Origin of the sequence: Amycolatopsis sp. Poz14 (genome assembly GCF_006704225.1) — a bacterium.
Classification (GTDB): Bacteria; Actinomycetota; Actinomycetes; order Mycobacteriales; family Pseudonocardiaceae; genus Amycolatopsis; species Amycolatopsis nivea.
Map to the genome: position 1 here is coordinate 6,336,382 of NZ_JACLHD010000001.1, position 23,169 is coordinate 6,359,550.

The 23,169-nt window shown below is 69.7% G+C and carries 18 protein-coding genes; 3 read left to right on the top strand and 15 right to left on the bottom strand.

Translation table 11 applies throughout. The features are described from left to right. Positions 1 to 19 precede the first annotated feature (19 nt). Positions 20 to 1,084 carry a MoxR family ATPase gene (locus FKO37_RS29680; RefSeq protein ID WP_037806526.1) on the bottom strand — a complete coding sequence of 355 codons (1,065 nt, stop codon included), beginning with the start codon at positions 1,082 to 1,084 and terminating at the stop codon, positions 20 to 22. A gap of 112 nt (positions 1,085 to 1,196) precedes the next feature. Continuing rightward, positions 1,197 to 1,751: a molybdenum cofactor guanylyltransferase gene (locus FKO37_RS29685; protein ID WP_238606615.1), complete on the bottom strand. Its 555-nt coding sequence runs from the start codon at positions 1,749 to 1,751 to the stop codon at positions 1,197 to 1,199. A 66-nt stretch (positions 1,752 to 1,817) separates the two neighbouring features. Here FKO37_RS29685 and FKO37_RS29690 point away from each other — a divergent pair, with 66 nt between their 5' ends. After that, positions 1,818 to 2,612 (top strand): GNAT family N-acetyltransferase, encoded by a 795-nt coding sequence (locus FKO37_RS29690; protein WP_238606616.1) that lies wholly within the window; start codon positions 1,818 to 1,820, stop codon positions 2,610 to 2,612. On the opposite strand, the gene FKO37_RS29695 is transcribed toward FKO37_RS29690, so the two are convergent. After that, on the bottom strand, positions 2,602 to 3,981 hold the full coding sequence (locus FKO37_RS29695; protein WP_051728557.1) for an NlpC/P60 family protein: 1,380 nt from the start codon (positions 3,979 to 3,981) through the stop codon (positions 2,602 to 2,604). The genes FKO37_RS29690 and FKO37_RS29695 overlap by 11 nt on opposite strands. A 344-nt stretch (positions 3,982 to 4,325) precedes the next feature. On the opposite strand from FKO37_RS29695, the gene acnA reads away from it, so the two are divergent. Beyond that, on the top strand, positions 4,326 to 7,151 hold the full coding sequence (gene acnA / locus FKO37_RS29700) for an aconitate hydratase AcnA (protein ID WP_240014254.1): 2,826 nt from the start codon (positions 4,326 to 4,328) through the stop codon (positions 7,149 to 7,151). Positions 7,152 to 7,817: 666 nt separating this feature from the next. Here acnA and FKO37_RS29705 read toward each other — a convergent pair. The 11 genes from FKO37_RS29705 to FKO37_RS29755 form a co-directional block, all read right to left on the bottom strand. Beyond that, entirely contained in the window at positions 7,818 to 9,422 is a 1,605-nt protein-coding gene (locus FKO37_RS29705) for a phospholipase C (protein WP_037814274.1), read from the bottom strand. Between the two features lie 17 nt (positions 9,423 to 9,439). Next, complete coding sequence (locus tag FKO37_RS29710) at positions 9,440 to 10,600, bottom strand: Dyp-type peroxidase (protein ID WP_238606617.1); 1,161 nt, start codon at positions 10,598 to 10,600, stop codon at positions 9,440 to 9,442. Beyond that, positions 10,597 to 11,736 carry an EfeM/EfeO family lipoprotein gene (locus tag FKO37_RS29715; protein WP_238606618.1) on the bottom strand — a complete coding sequence of 380 codons (1,140 nt, stop codon included), beginning with the start codon at positions 11,734 to 11,736 and terminating at the stop codon, positions 10,597 to 10,599. The genes FKO37_RS29710 and FKO37_RS29715 overlap by 4 nt, the downstream gene beginning before the upstream one ends. Positions 11,737 to 11,842: 106 nt before the next feature. Then, positions 11,843 to 13,471 (bottom strand): alpha/beta hydrolase, encoded by a 1,629-nt coding sequence (locus FKO37_RS29720; protein WP_238606619.1) that lies wholly within the window; start codon positions 13,469 to 13,471, stop codon positions 11,843 to 11,845. A 122-nt stretch (positions 13,472 to 13,593) separates the two neighbouring features. Next, complete coding sequence (locus FKO37_RS29725; protein ID WP_037814282.1) at positions 13,594 to 13,998, bottom strand: Imm7 family immunity protein; 405 nt, start codon at positions 13,996 to 13,998, stop codon at positions 13,594 to 13,596. Between the two features lie 489 nt (positions 13,999 to 14,487). After that, the gene (locus tag FKO37_RS29730; protein ID WP_134668414.1) at positions 14,488 to 14,958 is read right to left on the bottom strand and encodes a nitroreductase family deazaflavin-dependent oxidoreductase; all 471 of its coding nucleotides are present in this window, start codon (positions 14,956 to 14,958) and stop codon (positions 14,488 to 14,490) included. Then, complete coding sequence (egtD, locus tag FKO37_RS29735; RefSeq protein ID WP_238606620.1) at positions 14,951 to 15,922, bottom strand: L-histidine N(alpha)-methyltransferase; 972 nt, start codon at positions 15,920 to 15,922, stop codon at positions 14,951 to 14,953. The genes FKO37_RS29730 and egtD overlap by 8 nt, the downstream gene beginning before the upstream one ends. After that, complete coding sequence (egtC, locus tag FKO37_RS29740) at positions 15,919 to 16,683, bottom strand: ergothioneine biosynthesis protein EgtC (protein WP_134668409.1); 765 nt, start codon at positions 16,681 to 16,683, stop codon at positions 15,919 to 15,921. Before egtC ends, egtD begins: the two co-directional genes overlap by 4 nt. 4 nt (positions 16,684 to 16,687) lie before the next feature. Then, positions 16,688 to 18,037, bottom strand: a complete 1,350-nt coding sequence (gene egtB, locus FKO37_RS29745) for an ergothioneine biosynthesis protein EgtB (RefSeq protein ID WP_238606621.1) — start codon at positions 18,035 to 18,037, stop codon at positions 16,688 to 16,690. Positions 18,038 to 18,099: 62 nt separating this feature from the next. Next, positions 18,100 to 19,362 (bottom strand): glutamate-cysteine ligase family protein, encoded by a 1,263-nt coding sequence (locus FKO37_RS29750; protein WP_238606622.1) that lies wholly within the window; start codon positions 19,360 to 19,362, stop codon positions 18,100 to 18,102. 192 nt (positions 19,363 to 19,554) lie between these two features. Then, on the bottom strand, positions 19,555 to 20,481 hold the full coding sequence (locus tag FKO37_RS29755; protein ID WP_037814293.1) for a LysR family transcriptional regulator: 927 nt from the start codon (positions 20,479 to 20,481) through the stop codon (positions 19,555 to 19,557). A 120-nt stretch (positions 20,482 to 20,601) separates the two neighbouring features. On the opposite strand from FKO37_RS29755, the gene FKO37_RS29760 reads away from it, so the two are divergent. Further along, positions 20,602 to 21,801: a Glu/Leu/Phe/Val dehydrogenase dimerization domain-containing protein gene (locus FKO37_RS29760; protein WP_238606623.1), complete on the top strand. Its 1,200-nt coding sequence runs from the start codon at positions 20,602 to 20,604 to the stop codon at positions 21,799 to 21,801. Positions 21,802 to 22,221: 420 nt separating this feature from the next. Here FKO37_RS29760 and pip read toward each other — a convergent pair whose 3' ends face one another. After that, positions 22,222 to 23,169 (bottom strand): prolyl aminopeptidase, encoded by a 948-nt coding sequence (gene pip, locus FKO37_RS29765; RefSeq protein WP_238606624.1) that lies wholly within the window; start codon positions 23,167 to 23,169, stop codon positions 22,222 to 22,224.

Consider the following 23,169-nt stretch of genomic DNA (forward strand, 5'->3'; position numbering starts at 1 on the left):
GGAGGTGCCAGCCACGCCGCTACCTGACGGGCGCGCCCGCCGGCACGGGGCCGGCGCCGCCCTGCGGCCGGGCCGAAACCTGCGGCAGCGGCACGGTCTGCAGCACGCGGGTGACGATGTGGTCCACCGGGACGCCGTCGGCCAGCGCGTCGTAGGACAGCACGAGGCGGTGCCGCAGCACGTCCGGCACGACGTCGACGACGTCCTGCGGGAGCACGTAGTCGCGGCCGCGCACGAGCGCCAGCGCCCGCGCCGCGGCGATGATGCCGAGGCTCGCGCGCGGCGAGGCGCCGTACGACACCCAGCCCGCGACGTCGGACAGCCCGTGGTCGTTCGGGGTGCGCGTGGTGAGCACCAGCCGCACGACGTAGTCGACCAGCGCGTGGTGCACGAACACCTGCGACGCGACGCCCTGCAGCCGCACCAGCTCCGCCGGGCTCAGCACCTCGTGCGGCTCCGGCGGCGTGACGCCCATCCGGTAGATGATCTCGCGCTCCTCCTCGGCGGAGGGGTACTCGACCAGGATCTTGAACAGGAACCGGTCGCGCTGGGCTTCCGGCAGCGGGTAGACGCCCTCGTTCTCGATCGGGTTCTGCGTGGCCAGCACGAGGAACGGATCGGGCATCGGGAAGGTCTTGCCGCCGATCGACACGTGCCGCTCGGCCATCACCTCGAGCATCGCCGACTGCACCTTCGCCGGGGCGCGGTTGATCTCGTCGGCGAGCACGAAGTTCGCGACGACCGGGCCCAGTTCGACGTCGAAGCGCTCGGCGCCCTGGCGGTAGATGCGCGTGCCGAGGATGTCGGCGGGCACCAGGTCGGGGGTGAACTGCACGCGGGAGAACGACCCGCCCACCACGCGCGCGAACGTCTCGACCGCGAGCGTCTTCGCGACCCCGGGCACGCCCTCGAGCAGCAGGTGCCCCTTCGCCAGCAGCCCGACGAGCATGCGCTCCACCAGCCGGTCCTGTCCGACGATGACGCGCTTCACCTCGAACACGGTGCGTTCCAGCAGCTGGGCGTCCCGCGCCGGGGTGCCGGGCTGCTGCCCGTTCGCTCCCTCGGCGAAGCCGGGCTCGGTCACTCTTCCTCCAGGGGTTTCCGCGTCTGCGTGCTCGCCCGCGACCCTACTGGGTCGAGAACTTCCCGCGACGGTAGCCAATCGCATCGCCGGTGTGACAGCTGTGAAGCCCCTGTCAGCGGTGCTTTTCCAGGTCCTCCGGCGTGTCGATGTCGTCGCTCTCGCCGGGCTCCGCGGCGACCTCGGCGATCCGCAGTCCGCCGAGCGTCCGGCGCAGCGACGCGTTTTCCGGACGCTCCGGCATCGCCTCGCGCAGAGCCGCCGTGCGCCAGGCGCTCACCAGCCATTGCCGCTCCCCCGCCGCGTCGACGAGCACCGCGCCGTCCGCGCTGACCACAGTGGACCGCAGCCGGTCCACTGTGGAGCGCCGGATGCCGGGGAGATCGGCGGCGAGCAGCACGACGATGTCCGCGTCGACCGCCTCAAGCCCGGCGGCCAGCGCCGCGACCGGCCCCGCGCCGGGAACGGCCTCGCGGGTCCAGACGACGGTGTCGTATCCCGGCCGCTGCGGACCGCACACGACGACCGGATCCGCTCCGGACAGCGCCTCGACCGCCCGGCCCAGCAAGGAGATCCCGCCGACCCGCAGCTCCGGCTTGTCCACTCCGGACAGGCGCCGCGCGGACCCGCCGGCCAGCACGATCCCGGCGAACCGGGGGCTCTCAGTCATGCACCCAGCGTGCCCGCCCCGGAAACCCGCGCGCGCTGCGGGGTCGTCCGGGTTAAATTCCCGGGCGTGCCCGACGCCGCGCGGCTGCTCGCCGCTTACGACCGCGAAGTCCGCCAAGCCGAACTGACCCAGGCCGAACCCGGGCAGCAGCTGACCACCGACGGCCCGCTCGCGCGCCTCACCGGCGGCCGGCGCGGGTTTGTCTCCGGACCACCCGACCTCGGCGTGACCGGCGGCGCGCTCGACGACCTGATCGCCCGCCAGCGCGCGTTCTTCGCCGCCCGCGGCGAGGAGTTCGAGTGGAAGACCCGCAGCCACGACCGTCCTGCGGAGCTGCCCGAGCGGTTGCTCGCGGCCGGATTCGTCCCGGAGGAAACCGAAACCGTCCTGATCGCGCCGCTGGACGCGGTCGCCGCCTCCGCTCCGCCGTCCACCGACGTGGTCGTGCGCGAAGCCGGCAGCAGCGACGACCTGCTGCGCATCGCGACGCTGTCGGCCTCGGTGTTCGGTCACGACGAAGCCGCGGTCGCTGCGGATCTGCTCGCCCGGGCCCGCGCTGACGCCGGGACCACCACGCATGTCGTGGCTGAAGCGGACGGCCGGTTCGTCGCCGCGTCCCGGCTGGAACTGGTGCCCGGCACCGGATTCGCCGGACTCTGGGGCGGCGCGACGCTCCCGGAATGGCGCGGCCGAGGCCTCTACCGCGCTCTCGTCGCGCACCGGGTCGGCGCGGCCCGGGCTCGCGGGGTCGCCTATCTCCAGGTCGACGCGCTGCCCACGAGCCGTCCGATCCTCGAACGGCTCGGCTTCACCGCGGTGACCGAGACGACGCCCTACGTGTGGAGCCCGCTCAGCCGATGAGGCGCGTCGCGTACGGCATGATCCCGCCGTAGCGGACCGACGTCACGCGGACGTACGAACCCGACTGCGGGGCCTCGACCATCTGCCCGTTGCCCAGGTACAGCGCGACGTGGTGGATGCCGCCCGAGCCGCCCCAGAAGAGCATGTCGCCGCGGCGCATCTGCGACAGCGGGACCCGGCGGCCGGAGGTGTACTGGTAGCCGCTGAAGTGCGGCAGGCCCTGCACGCCGGCGAAGGCGTAGATCATCAGGCCGGAGCAGTCGAAGCCGATCTTGCGGTAGTCGCCGTACCGGTCGGCCACGCCGCCGTCGCGGATGCCGCGGGTCGGGCCGCTGCCGTTGCCGCCGCCCCACGCGTACGGCATGCCCACCTTGGACAGCGCCCGCGCGATCACGGCCTCGATCGAACTGCCCGCCGCCGGGGACGGCCGGCCGCGGCTTCCGCCGCCGTTGTCGCCGCCGTCGTCGTTGTTCGCCGCGGCCGCCCGCAGGGCCGCCTGCCGGGCGCGCTCCTCGTCCTCGCGCTGCTTCTGCGCGAGCCAGTCCTGGTAGCGCTGGCGCTGCCCCTGCAGCCCGTTGACCTTCGCCTGCGCGGCGTACAGCTGCTGCTCGACGGCGTTCTTGTTGGCTTCCAGCTGGGTGTTCTGCGCGGCCTGGGCCTGCTGCGCGGACACGGCGGCGGACTGCGCGGCGTCCGCGGTGCCCTTCGCCCGGGTGGCCGCGTCCTGCTTCTGCTGCGCCAGCTCCAGCGCCTTGCGCGCGGCGGAGTCCTTGTTGGCCTTCTCCGTCTGCGCCTGCTGGAGCCGGTCCATCGCGTTGAGCCGCGAGCCGCCGATCGAGTTGAGCAGCTGGGCGCGGGCGAGCAGGTCCTTCGGGCTGTCCGAGGTCAGGTACGCCGAGATCGACCCGATCGTGCTGCCCTGCTCGAAGCTCGCGGCGGCGAACTTCTTCGCGTCCGCGCGGGCCTTCTCGATGGCGCCGACCGCCGCGTCCGCCTCCTGGCGCGCGGACTTCGCGTCGTTCTGCGCCTGGGTCGCCTCGTCCTGCGCGGTCTGCAGGTCGACCAGGGCCTTCATGGCCTGTTCCTGCTTCAGCTCGACGTTGTCCTGCAGCGCGCTGAGCTTCTGCTCGGCCTGCGCGAGCTGGTTGGTGAGCCTGCCGACCTCGCCGGCCTTCGCGTTCGCGTCGCCCTTGGCGGAGTCGATCGAGGAGTCGCTCGGATTCGGCGGCGGCGGGGGCACCGCGAGGCCGGTGCTCGTCGCGCCGAGCAGGGCCGCCAGGGTGACCGTCGCGATCGCCAGCCCGCGCCGGGCCCCGGCTCCGCGCACCAGCGCGCCCGCCGTCCCGGACTGTCCACGCCGGACCCTCACGCCCGCCACCTCCGCTCGCCCGCTGCCGTCCCGCGGGCACACCGCGTACCTCTGCAGTCACACCACTATCACAAGCCTCAGGAAGAACTTACACACCGCGGAGATCATTTCCCCTGTTCGGGGGACCTGGCGGGACTGCGTGTCCGGATGGCGCACGTCACTCCGCGTGTCGTCTTGAACGAAATACAGGACACGCGTACTGTTTGGGTCGAGAAGACGAGGTGTGCCCTCCCGGTTCCGGTTCTACGGTGGGGGTGCGCAAGACTCGCGCGGGTCGATCCCGACGACCCGGAGACCGACACCGAACTGACCCGGGAGGACACGCCGGCGGCGGCGTGGAATCCATGCCACTGGAGTTAGACGTGACTGCACCTAGCAAGGACAGCTTCGGCGCCAAGGACACCTTGCAGGTGGAAGAGAACTCGTACGAGATCTTCCGCCTGGACAAGGTCGAAGGCGCCGCCCGGCTGCCCTACAGCCTGAAGATCCTCCTCGAGAACCTGCTGCGCACCGAGGACGGCGCGAACATCACCGCCGACCACATCCGCGCGCTCGGCGGATGGGATCCGAACGCGGACCCGTCGATCGAGATCCAGTTCACGCCCGCCCGGGTGATCATGCAGGACTTCACCGGCGTGCCCTGCGTGGTCGACCTGGCCACCATGCGCGAGGCCGTGACCGCCCTCGGCGGCGACCCGGACAAGGTCAACCCGCTCGCGCCCGCCGAGATGGTCATCGACCACTCGGTGATCATCGACGTGTTCGGCCGCGCGGACGCCTTCGAGCGCAACGTGGAGATCGAGTACGAGCGCAACCGCGAGCGCTACCAGTTCCTGCGCTGGGGCCAGGGCGCCTTCGACGAGTTCAAGGTCGTCCCGCCGGGCACCGGCATCGTGCACCAGGTCAACATCGAGCACCTGGCCCGCACCGTCATGGCCCGCAACGGCCAGGCCTACCCCGACTCGTGCGTCGGCACCGACTCGCACACCACCATGGTCAACGGCCTCGGCGTGCTGGGCTGGGGCGTCGGCGGCATCGAGGCCGAGGCGGCCATGCTGGGCCAGCCGGTCTCCATGCTGATCCCGCGCGTCGTCGGCTTCAAGCTGACCGGCGAGATCCCGGCGGGCGTGACCGCGACCGACGTCGTGCTCACGATCACCGAGATGCTGCGCCGCCACGGCGTGGTCGGCAAGTTCGTCGAGTTCTACGGCGAGAGCGTCGCCCAGGTGCCGCTGGCCAACCGCGCCACCATCGGCAACATGAGCCCGGAGTTCGGCTCCACCGCGGCGATCTTCCCGATCGACGAGGAGACCGTCCGCTACCTCAAGCTCACCGGCCGTTCGGCCGAGCAGGTCGCGCTGGTCGAGGCGTACGCCAAGGAGCAGGGCCTCTGGCACGACCCGTCGCACGAGGCGCAGTACTCCGAGTACCTCGAGCTGGACCTGTCGACGGTCGTCCCGTCGATCGCCGGCCCGAAGCGCCCGCAGGACCGCATCGAGCTGACCGACGCGAAGTCCTCGTTCCGCAAGTCGGTGCACGACTACGCCGAGGACGAGCAGCCGACCCCGCACACCAACGTCGACGAGACCGTCGAGGAGACCTTCCCGGCCTCCGACCCGGCCGCGCTGTCGTTCCAGGACGAGACCGCGGTGCCGGTGCAGTCCGCGGCGAACGGGGCCACCGGGCGCCCGACCAAGCCGGTCAAGGTGTCCACCGCCGACCGCGGCGAGTTCGTGCTCGACCACGGCGCCGTGGTGATCGCCTCGATCACCTCGTGCACCAACACCTCGAACCCGTCGGTCATGCTGGGCGCGGCGCTGCTCGCGCGCAACGCGGTCGACAAGGGCCTGTCGGTCAAGCCGTGGGTCAAGACGTCGATGGCGCCGGGTTCGCAGGTCGTCACCGACTACTACGACAAGGCCGGCCTCTGGCCGTACCTGGAGAAGCTGGGCTACCACCTGGTCGGTTACGGCTGCACCACGTGCATCGGCAACTCGGGCCCGCTGTCGGACGAGATCTCCGCCGCGATCCAGGAGAACGACCTCACCGCGGTCTCGGTGCTCTCGGGCAACCGGAACTTCGAGGGCCGGATCAACCCGGACGTCAAGATGAACTACCTGGCGTCCCCGCCGCTGGTCATCGCGTACGCGCTGGCCGGGACGATGGACTTCGACTTCGCGACCCAGCCGCTCGGCCAGGACAGCGACGGCAACGACGTGTTCCTGAAGGACATCTGGCCGTCGCCGCAGGAGATCCAGGAGACCATCGACTCCGCGATCACCCAGGAGATGTTCAAGAAGGACTACGCCGACGTGTTCGACGGCGGCGAGCGCTGGAAGTCGCTGCCGACGCCGACCGGCAAGACCTTCGAGTGGGAGGCCGAGTCCACCTACGTCCGGAAGCCCCCGTACTTCGACGGCATGACCGCCGAACCGGCCCCGGTGCAGGACATCTCCGGCGCCCGGGTGCTGGCGAAGCTGGGCGACTCGGTCACCACCGACCACATCTCCCCCGCCGGCGCGATCAAGCCCGGCACGCCGGCCGCGCAGTACCTGGTCGAGCACGGCATCGAGCGCAAGGACTTCAACTCCTACGGCTCGCGCCGAGGCAACCACGAGGTCATGATCCGCGGCACGTTCGCGAACATCCGGCTGCGCAACCAGCTGCTGGACGACGTGCAGGGCGGCTACACCCGCGACTTCACCGTCGAGGGAGCCCCGCAGGCGTTCATCTACGACGCGGCCCAGAACTACGCGGCGGCAGGCACCCCGCTGGTCGTCCTGGGCGGCAAGGAGTACGGCTCCGGTTCCTCGCGCGACTGGGCGGCCAAGGGCACTAGCCTGCTGGGCGTGCGCGCGGTGATCACCGAGTCGTTCGAGCGCATCCACCGCTCCAACCTGATCGGCATGGGCGTCATCCCGCTGCAGTTCCCGGAGGGAGAATCGGCGTCGTCGCTCAAGCTCGACGGCACCGAGACGTTCGACATCGAGGGCATCACGAAGCTGAACGAGGGCGAAACGCCCCGAACGGTCCACGTGACGGCCACGAAGGAAGACGGCTCAAAGGTCGAGTTCGACGCGGTCGTCCGCATCGACACCCCCGGCGAAGCGGACTACTACCGCAACGGCGGCATCCTGCAGTACGTGCTGCGGAAGATGACCCAGTCCTGACGGTCTGACTCCCAGGTTGCTGGCCCGCTCCGATCTTTCGGAGCGGGCCACACTTGTTTCCGGCTTCGCCCTCTTCGCCGCCGTGCGTGAGGGGAACCCTCATTGACTCTGATTCCCCCAGGGTTCCCCTCACGACCCGCCCGCCGGCCGTGAGGGCCTCCTTCACGGACTTGGATTCCCTCAAGGAGCCCTTCACGGACCACCCGGCCCCAGCTCCGGCCCCGGCCCCGGCCCCGGCTCCGCCCCGCCGCCGCGATGCGCCCCCCATGCGGCATTGGGTGCATCGCATGCACCCAATGCGGCGTTCGGTGCGTCAGACGCACCCAATGCCACATTGGGGCGCTACCCCCACCCCAACCGACACCCGCACACCCACCGCGCCCACGCACCCACCCCGCGCGCCCGAAAACCACAGCCAATGCACCCAACGCATCAAGGCACCCAGCCCTAAAACCGCCGCCGATGCACCCAACAATCGAGGCACCCACACCACCCCCGCACCCCGATACGAAGCCAAAAATGCGGTCCGGGGGTGCTTGTCAAGGCATCTTTCCCGCCTTGACAAGCACCCCCGGACCGTCATCACAATGGGCTTCGGGGTGCCCCACGCAACCAAGGCCGCAATGTCGCCGCCAGGCGACGAGCCGCCCCGTAACCGCAGCGCCCCTAACCAACCACCGCCCCAGTCTTAGGATCCAACTTCAACGACTTCGCCTTAGCATGCGAAAAATCGAACATCCCTGTCAACGGAGCCGCCATCACATCAAACGACCCGCCGCCAATCCGCCCCAAATGCCAGTTGTCCTCAATAAACCGCAGCACCGAAGTCTGATCAGTCATAGTGTGATCAACATAATTAACCCTGCTATAAGGCGAAATCACCAGCAACGGCAACCGAGGCCCATACCCGCACCGATCCGCGAACCCGCCCAGCTTAACCGGTTTCGAAGTACAAACCGAAGCATCCTGCGCCGAATCATGCGACCCATTCAAAATCTTCGGCGCAACATGGTCATACCACCCGTCCGAATCGTCGTAAGCCAACACGATCGCCGTATTCTTCCACTGCGGCGAAGCCTGGATCCGATTGACCTCCTCAGCCACAAAGGCCTGCTCGTCCAACGGATCCGAATACCCAGCATGCCCGTCCTGATACTCCGGAGCCTTCAGAAAACTCACCGCAGGCATCGTCCCCGCAGCGAGCGCATCATTGAAGTCCCGAACGTCATACTGATGATTAGCCTGATCCTGCTGCCCCACCGCATGCAATGAGGACGGCGGAAGATGCTTCCGATTAGCCGTCGACCGATAGTACTGGAACGGCTCGTGATGCGGACTGTAGTCAACGGACGCCTGCCCACCCACGTTCGGATGCTTAGTCCCGCACACGGCATACCCGTTAGCCTCGCCAGTAGGCCGGAACCCACCCTCGAACCAGCCCCAAGTAACCCCGCGAGCATTCAGCAAATCCCCGACATTCCGCCCCTGGAACGCCCCGAGATTGTCCTTAGCCGTGTGATTCTTGTCCGAACAATCGTCGAACGCCGGATCCGGATCGGTAATCATCGTCCCGACCCCATGAGCATCCGGCGAAGCCGCAGTATGCGGATCAACCTTAGGCTCCCCGGTAACCGAATCCACCGGCTGCAACCCATGCGTCTGCCCTGACACAAGATTGATCGCCCCAGGACTCGACGGCCCGAACACAGTATTGAACGAGTTGTCATTCAACGAGTAATGCTGCGCATAATTCCACATCGCAGTAACAGTATTGCCGTCGAAATAATTCATCACCAGACCGGGCTCGCCGAAAAGCACAGGCTGCCCAGTGCACTTGTCCTTCTCGGTGTACTCGACGAACTTGTCCATCTTGCCGCCGTTGAACGCGGCCTGTTCCTTCTTGTAGTCATGCGCCTGGTCGCAGGTGAGCGCCTGGTCCGGGCTCAACCGCTTCGGGTTGTAAGCGTTCGGGTTGTGCTGCAGCAGCTCCGGAGTCAGGCCGTTGACCTTCGGAGTGCCGGGCGCGGCGTGGAACGGAGTGCCGTTCTCGTTCGTCGCGTTCGGATAGGTGCCGAAATAATGGTCGAAGGAGATGTTCTCGCCGAAGATCACCACGACGTGCTTGATCGGCGTCGACGTCGTGAACGTCTCGGCGGCGATCGCGTGCGCCGGGGCCGAGGTCGACGCCGAACTGCTCGCGCACGCCGCGGCGAGCGCCGCGGTCGCCGCCAGCGCGGCCGCCGCGGTGGCCCGCTTCCTGGTCCGCTTCACTGCAGAACTCCTTCCGCTCAGCCCAGCACTGCCCGGCCGTAGTGGTCGGCCGGATCCGTCACGCCCGGGAACAGGTGGAAATATCCGCCCCCGAACGGCGAGACGTAGTCGGTGAGCAGCTCGCCGGCGAGCCGCTTCTGCACGGCCTCGAACTGCTGCTCGAGATCGCGCTGGTAACAGGTGAAGACGAGGCCCATGTCGAGGTTGCCGTTGGAGTCGACGCCGCGGTCGTAATTGACCGCGCGGCGCAGGATCCGCTGTCCGTCCGTCTGCGGCGTGCGCGGGTTCGCGAGCCGGATGTGGCTGGTCAGCGGGATGACCGTGCCGATCGGGTCGTCGGCGTAGCGCGGCGCGTCCTGCTCGGCCGCGCCGTCGAGCGGGGCGCCGGTGTCGCGGCGGCGGCCGATCATGTTCTCCTGCTCCGACAGCGACACCCGGTCCCAGAACTCGACCAGCATCCGGATCAGCCGGATGACCTGGTAGCTGCCGCCGTCGTCGGTCCACACCAGACTGTCCGCTTCGGACGGCCCGGGATTCGCGGTGCCGTCCTTGAACCCGAGCAGGTTGCGCGGGGTCCCGGACGGCCGCGGCGGCGAGCTGAATCCGTCGATCTTCCAGCGCAGCTGCATCCCGCCCCGGGTCGCGCGGGCGATGTCGCGCAGCGCGTGCAGCACGGTGTCCAGTTCGGCGGCGTTGAGCACCAGGGACAGATCGCCGTGGCACCACTGCGGATCGAGCGCGTCGTCCGGGAACATCGGCATCTGCTTGAGCTTCGGCGGTTTGCGCGCGGCGAGCCCGTACCGGTCGTCGAACAGCGACGCGCCCGCGCCCACCAGCACGGACAGCTGTCCTTTCGGGACTTCCGGACCGAGCACGCCGGAATCCGCGGGCGGTCCGGTGATCCCGACGGACGCGGGGGCACCGCCGCCGGTGAGGAAACGCGCGCGGTCGGTCAGTTCCTTGAGCAGGGCGGTGAGTTCGGCGCGATTCTCGGCGACGACGTCGAACGCGGCGACGACCGAATGTCTCGCCGGTTCCGCCAGCGCGGCTGTCTGATGTGGACCGTGGAACGGCACCGCTCCCCCGGCGGCCGTCGCGCTTCCAGACAGGCCGACCAGACCCGCGCCCGCCCCGGCCGCTGCCGCTCCGCGCAGGAACGCGCGCCGTCCCAGGCTCACGAGACCCTCCTCGGCTCCGCGATCGCCGCGACCGGGGCCAGGCGTTCGGTCAGCTCCGAGACGTCGGCGTTGATCCGCTGCCGCTGCTTCCGGTCGAGAGCGGAGAGCGGTTTCCCGGCGACCGCTTGGAGATCGTGGTCCGTGCGGGCGATCCAGGCGTCGAGATCCTTCAAGCCGGGGAACCTCGTCGTCAGCAGCGGGCGCAGCACGTCGAGCACCGCACGGGTCCCGGCGAGGTTCGCGCGGGCGGTCTCCAGGGTGGAGCCGCTGCCGTAGTCGGTGCGGCCGGTCAGCTCGAACTGGAGGGTGTTCTCCATGATCTCGTGCGCGCGCAAGCCTAGATCGTTCTGGTCGATCTGGGCGTCGGCGAACGACGTGCGCAGCTTCTGGACCGCCTGGTCGAGCTGCTCGGCGATCGGGCTCAGCGCGAGCATCGCCTCGTTGTGCCACAAGCCGTTCTCGAGGCGATGGAAGCCGGTGAAGCCCGGATCGGCGGCACCGCCCGGCAACCCGGCGGTGGTGCCGTTGATCGCTCCGTCCGAGTCTCCGAAGGCGTCGTAAGCGGCGCCGAGCCGTTCGTAGGTGAGGTGCGCGGTAAGCCAAGCCTGTTGTGCCGCACCGCGATTGCCCGAGCGGACGGCTTGCGCCAGTGCCGCGGTCTGGCCGGTGAGCGTGCCGAGGCCGTCCGCGACGTAGGCGTGGTACTGCTTGAGCGGGCCGAGCAAATCCGCGTTGGTCACGGGTACCACCGCCGGGCCCGGACGGTCCGCGCCGCCGGTGACCTGCACGGTCGGGCCGACGAAGGGCGTGCCGTCCTCGGGGGCGCAACGCAGGGCGTACGCGCCATTGCCGAAGTTCACCGGCAACGCGCGCGTCGTGCCGGCGCCGACGCCTTCCAGTTCCCCGAAGACCGTCCCGGTGGCCGGGTCGACGAGTTCGATCTCCATCGTGACGGCGGCGTTGTTGCGGACCTGCAGGGTCTGCGGCCCGGCCGGCGGCGCGGTCCAGCCGTCGCCGCAGGCCGAGCGCGAAACCTCGACCGGACCGGGCTGGGCGGGCGAGCCGGAACACCCGGCGAGCGCCGCGGTCCCGGCAAGGACCGCGGCCGCGCCGAACCCGCCCGCCCAGCGCCGCACGTCAACCCCCCTCAGGTGAACTTCTGGCGGACACTTTCACCGATCCGCCGGGCGCTGACAAGAGGGTTGTGCCGATATGCCCGATTCCGGGCCGAAGATCAACCGATCAGCCCTTCGCGGGCGTCGTGAACGGCTGCTGGTCCGGCTGGAACACCTGGCCGGCGGCGGGCACCTTCAGGTCGATCAGGTACGCGGCGGTCGCGTCGTCCACGCCGCGGGCCTTGCCGAGGATGCAGTGGCCGAACGCGTCGACCGACAGCAGCCGCGAGTTGCCCAGTTCCTCGGCCATCCGCTGGCCGAAGCGGTACCGGGTGGCCGGGTCGTAGAAGTTGCTCACCACCAGGACCGGCGTCGCGGTGTTCGCGCGCCACGGCCCGCGGTACGGGTCGGACGTCTTCGCGGCGGGCCACACCGGGCACGCGGCGATGTCGGAGAACACCTGGTAGCGGCCGAAAGTCGGCGATTCCCGGTCCGCCTTCGCCGCGATGCCCGGTACCTGCTCCTGCCGGATCCGCATCGGCTTGTCCGCGCAGTTCACCGCGAAGTAGGAGTCGTCGCCGGTGTACGGGCTGTCCGGGGCGAGGTCGAGCAGACCGCCGCGGCCCGCGGACAGGGTGCCCTTCCGCGCGGACTGCGCCTGCAACGACGGGTGCAGCACCGAGTACGCCTGCTGCAAACCCTCCGCCAACTCGCCGAACGAGGCGGGCGAATACAGTGAGCTCGACACCGCGCCGGTCAACGCGCCGAGGTCGATCTTCGTGCCGTCGGGCAGCGTGATCGGATCAGTGCGCACGTGCTCGCGCAACTCGTCGAACTTCGCGCGCGGGTCGCCCGCGCTGAACGCGCATTTGTCGCCGGCCTGGGCGCAGCGGTCGAGGAAACCGGCGAGCGCGATCTCGAAGCCCTGCGCCCGCGCGAGGTCGTAGGTGACGCCGTCGTTGGTGCGCAGCTGCGGGTCGACGTTCCCGTCGATCACGATCGCCCGCGTCTGCTTCGGGAACATCGCCGCGTAGGTGGAGCCGACGAGGGTGCCGTAGGAGAACCCGGTGTAGGTCAGCTGCTTGTCGCCGACGGCGGCGCGCAACTGGTCGAGGTCGCGCACGACGTCGCGGGTGGACATGTGGTCGAGCAGCGCGCCCGCGTTGCGGCGGCAGAACTGGCCGTAGTCGCGGTACGCGGCGAGCGTGCCGGAGATTTCCTTGCGCGACAACGGAACCGGGACCATCTCGTTCTGCACGTCCGCGGCGTCCTCGGCGGTGGTGAAGCAGCGCAGCGGATTGCTGGCCCCGACGCCGCGCGGGTCGAACCCGACGAGGTCGAAGCGGTCCATCACCTGCGGGCGGAAGTAGCGGTCGCCCGCGATCGGCATCCGCAGCCCGGACCCGCCCGGACCGCCCGGGTTGAGGAACAGCGACCCGATCCGCTGCCCGGGGACCTTGGCGGCGCGCTTCATCAGCGCGATGTCGATGCTGCCGAGCAACGCGTCGTCGTGGTCGACCGGCACGCGGTAACGCGAGCAGCTGTACAGCTTCACCTGGTCTTCCGGGACCCCGCGCAGCTGGTCTTTGGTGCAGTCCTCCCACCGGACCGGCGCGGTGCGCGCGATCTCCGCGGGTGTGGCCTGCTGCGCCGCCGGACCGGCGGGCGCCGCGACGGCAGTGCCCGCCAGCCCGGTCAGCGCGGTCGCGATCGCCGCGACCAGTGCTCCGGCTCGTGCTCTTTTCGCTCCGCGCACGTGGAATCTCCCCTGGTTGCGCACCCGTCTGATTACGGGGCGTCACCGAGACTGGCACAATCCGGCCAAGCCGGGCACCGGCCAAAAGGAGGATGTGCGGGGTTCTGCCGAGCGACCGCCGATCAGGGATCCTCGACGACGGGCTGGATCGGCGAGAGGAACGGGTCCAGCCGGAGACTCAGTTCCCCGCGCGCCATGACCCGGACCCGGAACCCGTTCTGCCCGGGCGCGTCGGTAGCCTCCTCGTCTCGTTCGTACAGGAGCCCGTGCGACCCGGGAAGCAGCCGGGCGACGTACTCCAGGAATCCGATCACCTCGGGTATTTCCGTCCCGCGGTGGTTGGGAGCCCCGTCCACCCTCAGGACGTAGATGCCGTTGAAGATCTTCATCGTCACTTCGCTGGTTCCGAAGTCGGTGCCGGCGATCCGCGCCCGGACCTCTTCGACCAGCTCGTCGAACTTCTCCTCGCCCCACTCCGGCTCGGCCGGGGATTCCCACAGCTCGAACCAGCCGTGCACCACATACATTCAGATCTCCGAGATAGGTCCGATTTTGACAACAGGCTCGATACCGTACTGCTGCCAGCGGCTGCCGCGGCGATCCTCGCCAGCGACCACGTGCAGCTGATCAGCGGCGACGGCCACATTCTCTACAGACCCTGCCCCGCGCCCGAAACTGTCGGTCTGACCATCGTCCGCTCCACCGACCGGATCGGCTCGGCGGGCAACGGCAAACTCTGCTTCGAGGTCACCGGGTCCGCCGGGCAGCTGACACGACGGTGGACGTCAACCCCAACGCCGACACCCAGATCGGGATAGCGACCACCCCGCCCGGAGACGCGACAGCCTTGCTCCGATTGGACGCATCGCGCTGATCCGCGGTCAGCGACGATTTCCAGCAACCGGCCACGCGCACTCTCTCGCGCATTGCCTCCCCGCGGGGGCCAAGCACGCTCACGGCTGGTTTCGCAAACCCGTGCGGAGCCCAGCAGCTCGATTCCGCTCACCGCTCGATCGTCAGCAGCGGGTCAGCACGAATACGGGCAGCTCCCGCCCCGCCGTGGCGCGTTCCATTTCGTAGCCCGGCCAGAATTCGAGCAGTTCCGCCCACATCCGGTCGTACTCCGCGCCTTCCAGTTCCCGCGCCTTGACCTCGATCTCGCGGCCGCGCAGCGCGACCGTCGCCTTCGGGTTGTCGCGGAGGTTGTGCGTCCACGCCGGGTTCTTCGGACGGCCCCAGTTGGAGCCGGTGAGCACGAACTCGCTGCCGTGGGGGTAGTACAGCAAGTTCGTGCTCCGCGGGAGGCCGCTGCGCCGTCCGGTGGTGGTGAGGCGCAGCGACGGCAGTCCGGCCAGGCCGACCAGGCTGATCCGGCCGCCGAACCACCGGTGCAGCTGCCGGTCGGTCGCGATGATGGCGCGCGAGGCGCCCATCAGCCGGCGCTGGGTGCCGAGCTTGCGGGCGAGTGCCGCGAGAGGGTTACGCACGCACTGATCTTGCCAAACTCACCCCGAACCGCTGCTGTGAGTCTGTCCACCATCGCTCGAGCGCGAACCCGGCGGCGTTCAGTTCCGCCTCGACGCCGTCGGGGCGGAACTTCGCGGACACCTCGGTGCGGATGTGCTCGCCCTCGGCGAACGGGACGATCAGGTCCGCGCCGGGGATGCGCACCTCCGTCCGCCGCCGGGCGCGCAGCCGCATTTCGATCCACTCGCGGTCGGCGTTCCAGTAGGCGACGTGGTCGAACTCGTCCGGGTCGAAGTCCGCGCCCAGTTCGGCGTTGATCACGCGCAGCACGTTGCGGTTGAACGCCGCGGTGACGCCCGCGGCGTCGTCGTAGGCCCGTTCCAGCGTTTCCCGGTCTTTCACCAGGTCGGTGCCGAGCAGCAGCCACTCCCCCTCGCCGAGCACGTCGCGCACCGAGTGCAGGAACTCGGCTCGCTCGTCGGGCAGGAAGTTGCCGATCGTGCCGCCGAGGAAGGCGACGACCCGCGGCGCGGTGCCGGGCAGCAGCTGCAGATGCTGGGTGAAGTCGCCGACCACCCCGCGCACCTCGAGCTTCGGGTAGTCCGCCGTGATCGCCGCGGCGGCCTCGGCGAGCGCGGTTTCCGACACGTCCATCGGCACGAACGCCTCCAGCGTGCCGTGCGCGGTGAGCGCGTCCAGCAGCAGCCGGGTCTTCTCGCTCGACCCCGACCCCAGCTCGACGAGCGTGTGCGCGCCGGTGCGTTCGGCGATCTCGGCCGCCCGCTCCGCGAGCACCTCGCGCTCGCTGCGGGTCGGGTAGTACTCCGGCAGCGCGGTGATCTTCTCGAACAGTTTGCTGCCTTCGGCGTCGTAGAACCACTTGGGCGGCAACCACTTCTGGTTGGCCGTGAGCCCCTCGCGCACGTCCGCGCGCAGTTCGGCGGTCACGTCGCGGCGATGGCTCTCCAGGTCCGCTTCGGTCATCGGGCGGTGCTCCGTTCCAGGGTCAGGGGAAGGACGTCGACGCCGGCCGCGGTGACGCGCACGGCGTGGTGGTCGGGCACGGCGGTCCAGGCCGGGTCCGGATCGCACGGCTCGGACGCCAGCACCACGCCGGTTTCGGTGCGGCGCACGGACAACGCGTGCGTCCAGGCGGTGCCGACGAGCAGTTCGCCGTCGGTGAGCAGCAGGTTCAGCCGGGAGCCCGGGGCGACCGCCTCGACCTCCCGCACGAGGCCGGTCACCGCTTCGAGCGGCTCCTCCCCCGCGCGCAGCCGGGCGCGCAGCAACGCCCACAGCAGTGCGGAATCCGTCGGCGCTTCGAGCGTGAACAACTCGGTGACGTCCAGCCGCCCGGCCAGCCCGCGCATCGAACCGGGCCAGCCGCGCACCACGCCGTTGTGGCTGAACAGCCAGCGGCCTTCGGCGAACGGCGCGGCGGCCGCTTCGGTAACCGGCATTCCGGTGGTGCCGTTGCGCACCGCCGCGACGAACGCGCGAGTGCGCACCGACGCGGCCAGCGCGGGCAGCGTCTGGTCGGTCCACAGCGGTTCGCGGCGGCGGTAGCGCTGCGGCGGCGCACCCGGCTCCGGGTACCAGCCGAGGCCGAAGCCGTCGGCGTTCACCGAACCGCCGCCGCGCATGTCGAGCGGCGCGTACGACTGCACGAGCAGCGCGTGCGGCGCGGCGAACATCAGCTCCGCCGGGGACACCGGCGCGCCGAGATAGGCGAGATGACGGCACATCCGGCTAGCCTGCCTCGCCCGGGCGCGGATCGCGCGCGCACCGGAAACCGGAGAAGATCTGCCGCCGGATCGGGTAGTCCCAGTTGCGGAACGTGCCCCGGATCGCCGCCGCGTCGGTGCCGAACGACCCGCCGCGCAGGATCTTGTACTCCGGTCCGAAGAACACCTCGGAGTACTCCCGGTACGGGAACGCCGCGAAGCCCGGGTAGCCGTGGAAATCGGTGCTCGTCCACTCCCAGACGTCGCCGATCAGCTGGTGCACGCCCAGCGGCGACGCACCGGCCGGATACGCGCCCGCCTCGGCCGCGCGCAGGTGGCGCTGTCCGAGGTTGGCGTGCTCGGCGGTCGGTTCCTCGTCGCCCCAGGGGAATCGCCGCGACCGTCCGCTCTCCGGGTCGTGCCGGGCGGCCTTCTCCCACTCCGCCTCGGTGGGCAGCCGCTTGCCCGCCCAGCGCGCGTACGCCTCCGCCTCGTAATAGGAAACGTGCACGACCGGCTCATTCGCCGGGACGCGCTCGCGCACGCCGAAACGGGTGCGCCACCAGCCGTCCGGTTCGCGGCGCCAGAACCGGGGCGCGGTGATGTCGTGCTCCTGCCGCCAGGCCCAGCCGAGCTCGCTCCAGAACCGCTGGTCGTGGTAACCGCCGGATTCCAGGAACTCGACGTACGCCCCGCAGGTGACCGGCGTGGTGTCGAGGACGAAGGCGGGCACGTCGACCTCGTGCGCCGGGCGTTCGTTGTCCAGCGCCCACGGTTCGGCGGTGGTGCCCATGGTGAACCGGCCGCCGGGCACGAGCACCTCGGCGGGCAGCTTCCGGGCGGGCGCGCGCGGCGGCTCCGGGGCGTGCAGCACCGGTTCGCCCTTGCGCAGCTGGTGGGTGGCCAGCATGGTCTCGTCGTGCTGCTGTTCGTGCTGGGTGATCATGCCGAACGCGAAGGCGCTCTCGGTGAGCCGCCTGCCTTCCAGCGGGGCGGTTTCCAAGACGTCGAACGCCTTTTCGCGAACTTCCTTCACGTACGCCCGGGCCTCGGCCGGGCCGAGCAGCGGCAGCGCCGGGCGGTCCGCGCGGGCGTGCTGGAAGGCGTCGTACAGGTCGTCGATGTCCGGCCGCAGCGGCTCCCGGCCGCCGACGTCGCGGACCAGCCACAGTTCTTCCTGGCTGCCGATGTGCGCGAGGTCCCACACGAGCGGCGACATCAGCTTCGAATGCTGCCGCACGAGGTCCTCGTCGTCGACCGCGTCGGTGAGGGCCACGCTGCGCTCGCGCGCCCGGGTGAGGGCCGCGGCCGCGTGCGCCCGCAGGTCTTGCGGGCTCAGCTCCAGCAACGGGTTCTGTTCGGGGATGGTGCTCATGGCTCCTGACTCCTCGAGTCCGGTTCGCCGGGCTCCCCGCCCGGCGGTGTTCTCGGTCCTGCTCATCGGTCCTGGCGCGGGACCCCGGCGGCCCGCGTCCGCAGCCCGGCGGCCAGCCGGGCGACGGTGTCGTCCGGAAGCCCGGTGGCGGGCAGTTCGGCGACGCCCAGTTCCACCAGCTCCCTGGCGACCGCCGCCAGTTGCGCGTCGGCTATCCCGCACCGGGCGGCGTCGGCCCAGCGGCCGGCCGCGGGCGCGCACACCTCGCGTACTTTGTCCACAGTGGACTGATTCGCCAGCAGCGCGGTGACCAGCGCGACCGGCGGCAGCCATTCCCCCGGCGGCTGCCCGTCCAGGTACCTCAGTTCGAGGTAGCCCTGCGGCCGCACCGGGGTGAACATCGTGGTGAGGTGGTAGTCGAGGTCCGCGGCAGTCGGGCGGCGCAGCACGGTGGCCGCGCCCCGGCCGCCGATCCACTCGGCGAAGGTCAGCCCCTCCGGCGCGTCCCACGGCCGTTCGCCGCGCGGGAACACCATCAGCGGCGTGTCCATCATCCGGCGGGCCCATTCGCGCGCCGGGTCGTCCCCGGGTTCGGGCGACTGGGTGCGGACCGGTTCGGTTTCCATGACCGCGAGCCAGCGCGCCGACGCGAATCCGGTGTCGGTTCCGGCGTGCACGCGGGAATTCGCGAACAGGGCCAGCAGCGGCGGGCCCATCGCGTGCGCGGCCGCCCAGCGCGCGGCGACCTCGTGGGCTTCGCCCGCGTCGACGCAGATCTGCAGCCCCGCGGTACTGCACATCATGGTGATGCCGCCCGCCCCGATCGGGGCGAACCGGCGTTCCATGGCGGCGTAGCGGGGCGTGCGCAGAACGCGCCGGGGCGGACGGTGTTCGTCGATGCCCGCGGCCCCGAGTTCGAGGCCGTGGCGAGCGAGAAGACCGGTGAGATGAGCGAGATCGGCCTCCACAGCCGCGTGCAGGGCACGCAGCGAGGCCTGCGGCGGAGCGGAGATCTCCACCTGGCAGCCCGGTTCCAGGCTCACCGGCGCGCCGGCCGGGAGCGGGATCGCGGGACTGTCGGGGCGCAGCGTCCGCGGGGTGTGCGGGCCGAGCGCCGTCGCGAGGACATCGGGGTCGAGCGGGCGGACCGGGTCGCCGGAATGGTGCACGGTGAACTCCAGTTCCACCCCGAGCAGTCTCGGCGGGCCGTGCTTGAAACAGACCGACGCGACGTACCGCTCCCCCTCCGCGCGGTCAGCGAGCACCCGCGCGGTCCGGTTCGCCGCACTCCCCGATCTGTCCGGAAAGTCGTGCACTGCAGTCATCTGTCGCCGTCCCCATCAGGAGGTCCGCGGGGCCGGACCTCGTCGCTTCGCGACGCTACACGCGGGGTCCGACAAAAACAGGGCCGAGAAGCGCCGGAGACGATCGATAAGGAACCCGTAATCCTGGTTGACCTGGGAGTTCACCGAATGGATCAACCTGGCGGGCACTGCTCCATCCGGGGCACCCCGGACTCACGGCAGAGCGGGCTCGGTCCCCAGTCCCAGCTCCGCCGCCGCTTTCTGCACCGCCGCCACCACCAGGTGCAACGCCGGCCGCCGGATCTCCGTGCGGCGATAAGCGATCGACACCGTCCGCAGCAGCGGCGGGGCCAATGCGACGACGTCGATTCCCGGCGGGCGCAGCAGCCGCAGGCCGAGATCGGACACCAGGGTGACGCCGAGCCCGGCGCCCACCATCGCCATCGCGGTCGACTGCTCCTCGACCTCGTGATTGATTTTCGGCTGGAAACCGTGCCGCTGGCAGGCAATCCGGATCGCGCGGCCGAAATGGGACTTAGGGCTCGCCAGGATCCACGGGTGCTCCGCGAGCGCGTCGAGCGGCACCGTGGCCGACTGCAGCGCGCCCGCCGGGACCGCCGCGTGCAGCCGTTCCACCGCCACGACCGCGCGCTCCAGCCCGTCGCTCCACTCCATCGGGGCATCCGAGTAGTCGATGACGAACGACAGGTCCAGCGAGCCGTCCCGCACCGCGTCCGCGGTCGCCTCCGGGGCCAGTTCCTTCGTCCGCACTTGGATTCCCGGGTAATCCGCGGCCAGCGCGGTGAGCGCGGTCGGCAGCAAACCGGACGCCACCGACGCCCAGACTCCCGCGGTGAGCCGCGCGGACATCGAACCCTGCGCTTCCTCCAGCGCGAGCGTCGCGCGCTCGACCGAACCCAGGATCTCCTCGGCGTGCTCGGTGAGCAGGATGCCGAGCTCGGTCAGCTGGACCCGGCGGCCGAGCCGTTCGAACAGCTTCGCGCCGACGTCGCGTTCCAGCTGCGCGAGTTGCTGCGACACCGCCGAAGCGGTGTAATGCAACGCCGCGGCAGCCGCGGTGACCGTGCCCCTGCGGTGCAGTTCGCGGAGCATCCTCAAGCGGTGCAACGAAAGCTCCATGTACGAACCCTAAACAACTTCGTGCACATTCGGTAAATGGACGCGGCCCCCGAAGTGGCAGCACCCTCGGAAGCAGGCGGCGAAGCGCGCTGCCAAGGACTCGAGGAGGTGAGTGGCTCGATGGACACGCGGATCGCCGAACCGCTGATGAAGCTCACGTGGACGGACCCGGTCACGGGCGCGCGCGGCTACCTGGTCGTGCACAGCCTGGTTTCCGGCGTCGCCACGGGCGGCACGCGAATGCGCGCCGGCTGCACGGTCGACGAGGTGGCCGACCTCGCGCGCGGCATGGCGAACAAGACGGCCGCGTTCAACCTCCCGGTCGGCGGCGCGAAGGGCGGCATCGACTTCGACCCCAAGGACCCGCGCGCTACCGGTGTGCTCACCCGGTTCTGCGAGTTCCTGCGTCCCTGGCTGGACTCCAGCTGGGTGACCGCGGAGGACCTGGGGGTGCCGCAGCATCTCATCGACGAGGTTTTCGCGACGCTCGGGCTGGAGCAGTCGTACCACGCCGCGATCCGCCGGTCGGCTGATCCGGCGCGCACGCTTCGGCGGGTTCAGGCTGGGCTGAACGCGCCGGTTCCCGGCGGGCAGTTGCTCGGGGACGTGATCGGCGGGTACGGGGTGGCGCAGGCTTGTCTCGGGGCGGCCAACACCTGGGGGTGGGCTGTTCCGGAGACGACTGTCGCCATTCAGGGGATCGGGACGATGGGCGGCGGCGCGGCTTGGTACCTGCACGAGGCGGGGATGAAGGTCGTGGCTGTCGCGGATGCGGCTGGGACGTTGTACGACCCGGAGGGGTTGGACATTCCCGCGTTGCTGGAGTTGCGGGACCGGTTCGGGGAGGTTGACCGGCGGCGGTTGCCGGAAGGGGTCCAGTCGCTGCCGCGGGAGGCGGTGGTGGCTGCTGAGGCGGATATCTTTGTTCCGGCGGCTATTTCTTACGCGTTGCGGGTGGACAACGAGAATCTCGTCAAGGCCAAGGTGGTGGTGGAGGCGGCTAACGCTGCTACTACTCCGGAGGCCGAGGCGGCGTTGTCGGCTCGTGGGGTTGCGGTGATTCCGGACTTTATCGCCAATGCCGGGGCTGCGGCTTGGGCTTGGTGGTTGCTGCTCGGGGAGGTCGGGGCGGATCCGGCTGATTCGTTCTTGCGGTTGCGGACGGAGATGCAGGCCAAGGTGGCGTTGGTGTTGGCGGAGTGGCACTTGGATCGGGTTCCGCCTCGGGTTACTGCGTTGCGGCAGGCTGAAGCTGCTCGGGAGGCGCGGAATGCGGACGCGTTGAGTCCGACGGGAGTGCCTGCGTTGATGATTCCGTAGGGGGCGGCTCGTCGCCTGGCGGCGACATTGCGCCTGTTGGTTGCGTGGGGCACCCCGAAGCTGATTGTGATGACGGTCTGAGGGTGCTTGTCAAGGCGGGAAAGATGCCTTGACAAGCACCCTCAGACCGCATTTTGGCTTCGTATCGGGGTGCGGGGGTGGTGTGGGTGCACCGATTGTTGGGTGCATCGGTGGCGGTTTCGTTCGCGGCGGGGCTAGCGCCCCAAAGTGGCATTGGGTGCGTGCGATGCACCCAAAGTGGCGTTCGTTGCGTCTGATGCACCCAATGCCGCATTGGGGCGAATCCCGGGTGGATGCGGGGCGGGTCGTGGGCGGGGCGAGGGTCGTGAAGGGAACCCTGAGGGAATCAGATTCCCTCAGGGTGGCCCTCACGTACCGAAAAGGTCGTGAAGGGCTCCTTCAGGGACGGGCGGCGAATTTGTCGGTGGCTGCGATTAGGGTGTGTTCCATCGAGGGGACTGCGGTGGTGTGGCCTGCGCCGCTTACCAGGATTAGTTCTGCGTCCGGGATTGCTTGTTCCAGGAGCCAGGGGGTGCCTGCCAGGCTGCTCAGGTCCAGGATGCCTTGTGCCAGTACTGTCGGGATGCCGGTCAGTTTTCCTGCGTTGCGGAGGATTCCGCCGTCTTCCAGGAAGCAGCCTTGGGAGAAGTAGTGGGTGACCAATCGGGCGAAGGCCAGGCGGAAGCGGGGGTCTTCGAATTTCGGGGAGGGCGGGACGCCGGGGAGCATGGCGGATTCCCAAGCGCACCAACGTTGTGCTGCTGGCTCGTGCACTGCGGGGTCTGGGTCGGTGAGCAGGCGGTAGTAGGCTGCTGACAGGTCGCCGTCTCGTTCGGTTTCCGGTACGCCGTCTCGGAAGCTTGCGTAGGATTCCGGGAACATTTCTGCGAGGCCGCCGGTCAGCTGGTCGATTTCGATCTGACGGTCGGTGGCCAGGCCCATCATGACGATTTCCGTCACTCGTTCGGGATGCTGTTCCGCGTAAGCCAGGCCTAGTACGCAGCCCCAGGAGCCGCCGAAGAGTTGCCAGCGGTCGATTTTCAAGGTTTCCCGCAGCAATTCCAGATCTGCGATCAGGTGGCTGGTGGTGTTCGCCTTCAGCGCTTCCACGGTGTCGCCTGCGTGCGGGGTGCTGCGGCCGGAGCCGCGTTGGTCCAGCAGGACGATCCGGTATTTTGCCGGGTCGAAAAACTGCCGCATGCCTTCGCTGCAGCCGGTTCCCGGGCCGCCGTGGAGGACGGCGACCGGTTTGCCCTCGGGGTTGCCGCAGGTTTCCCAGTACACCCGGTGGCCGTCGCCGACGTCCAGCAGGCCGCTGTCGTACGGTTCGATTTCCGGATAGCGCAC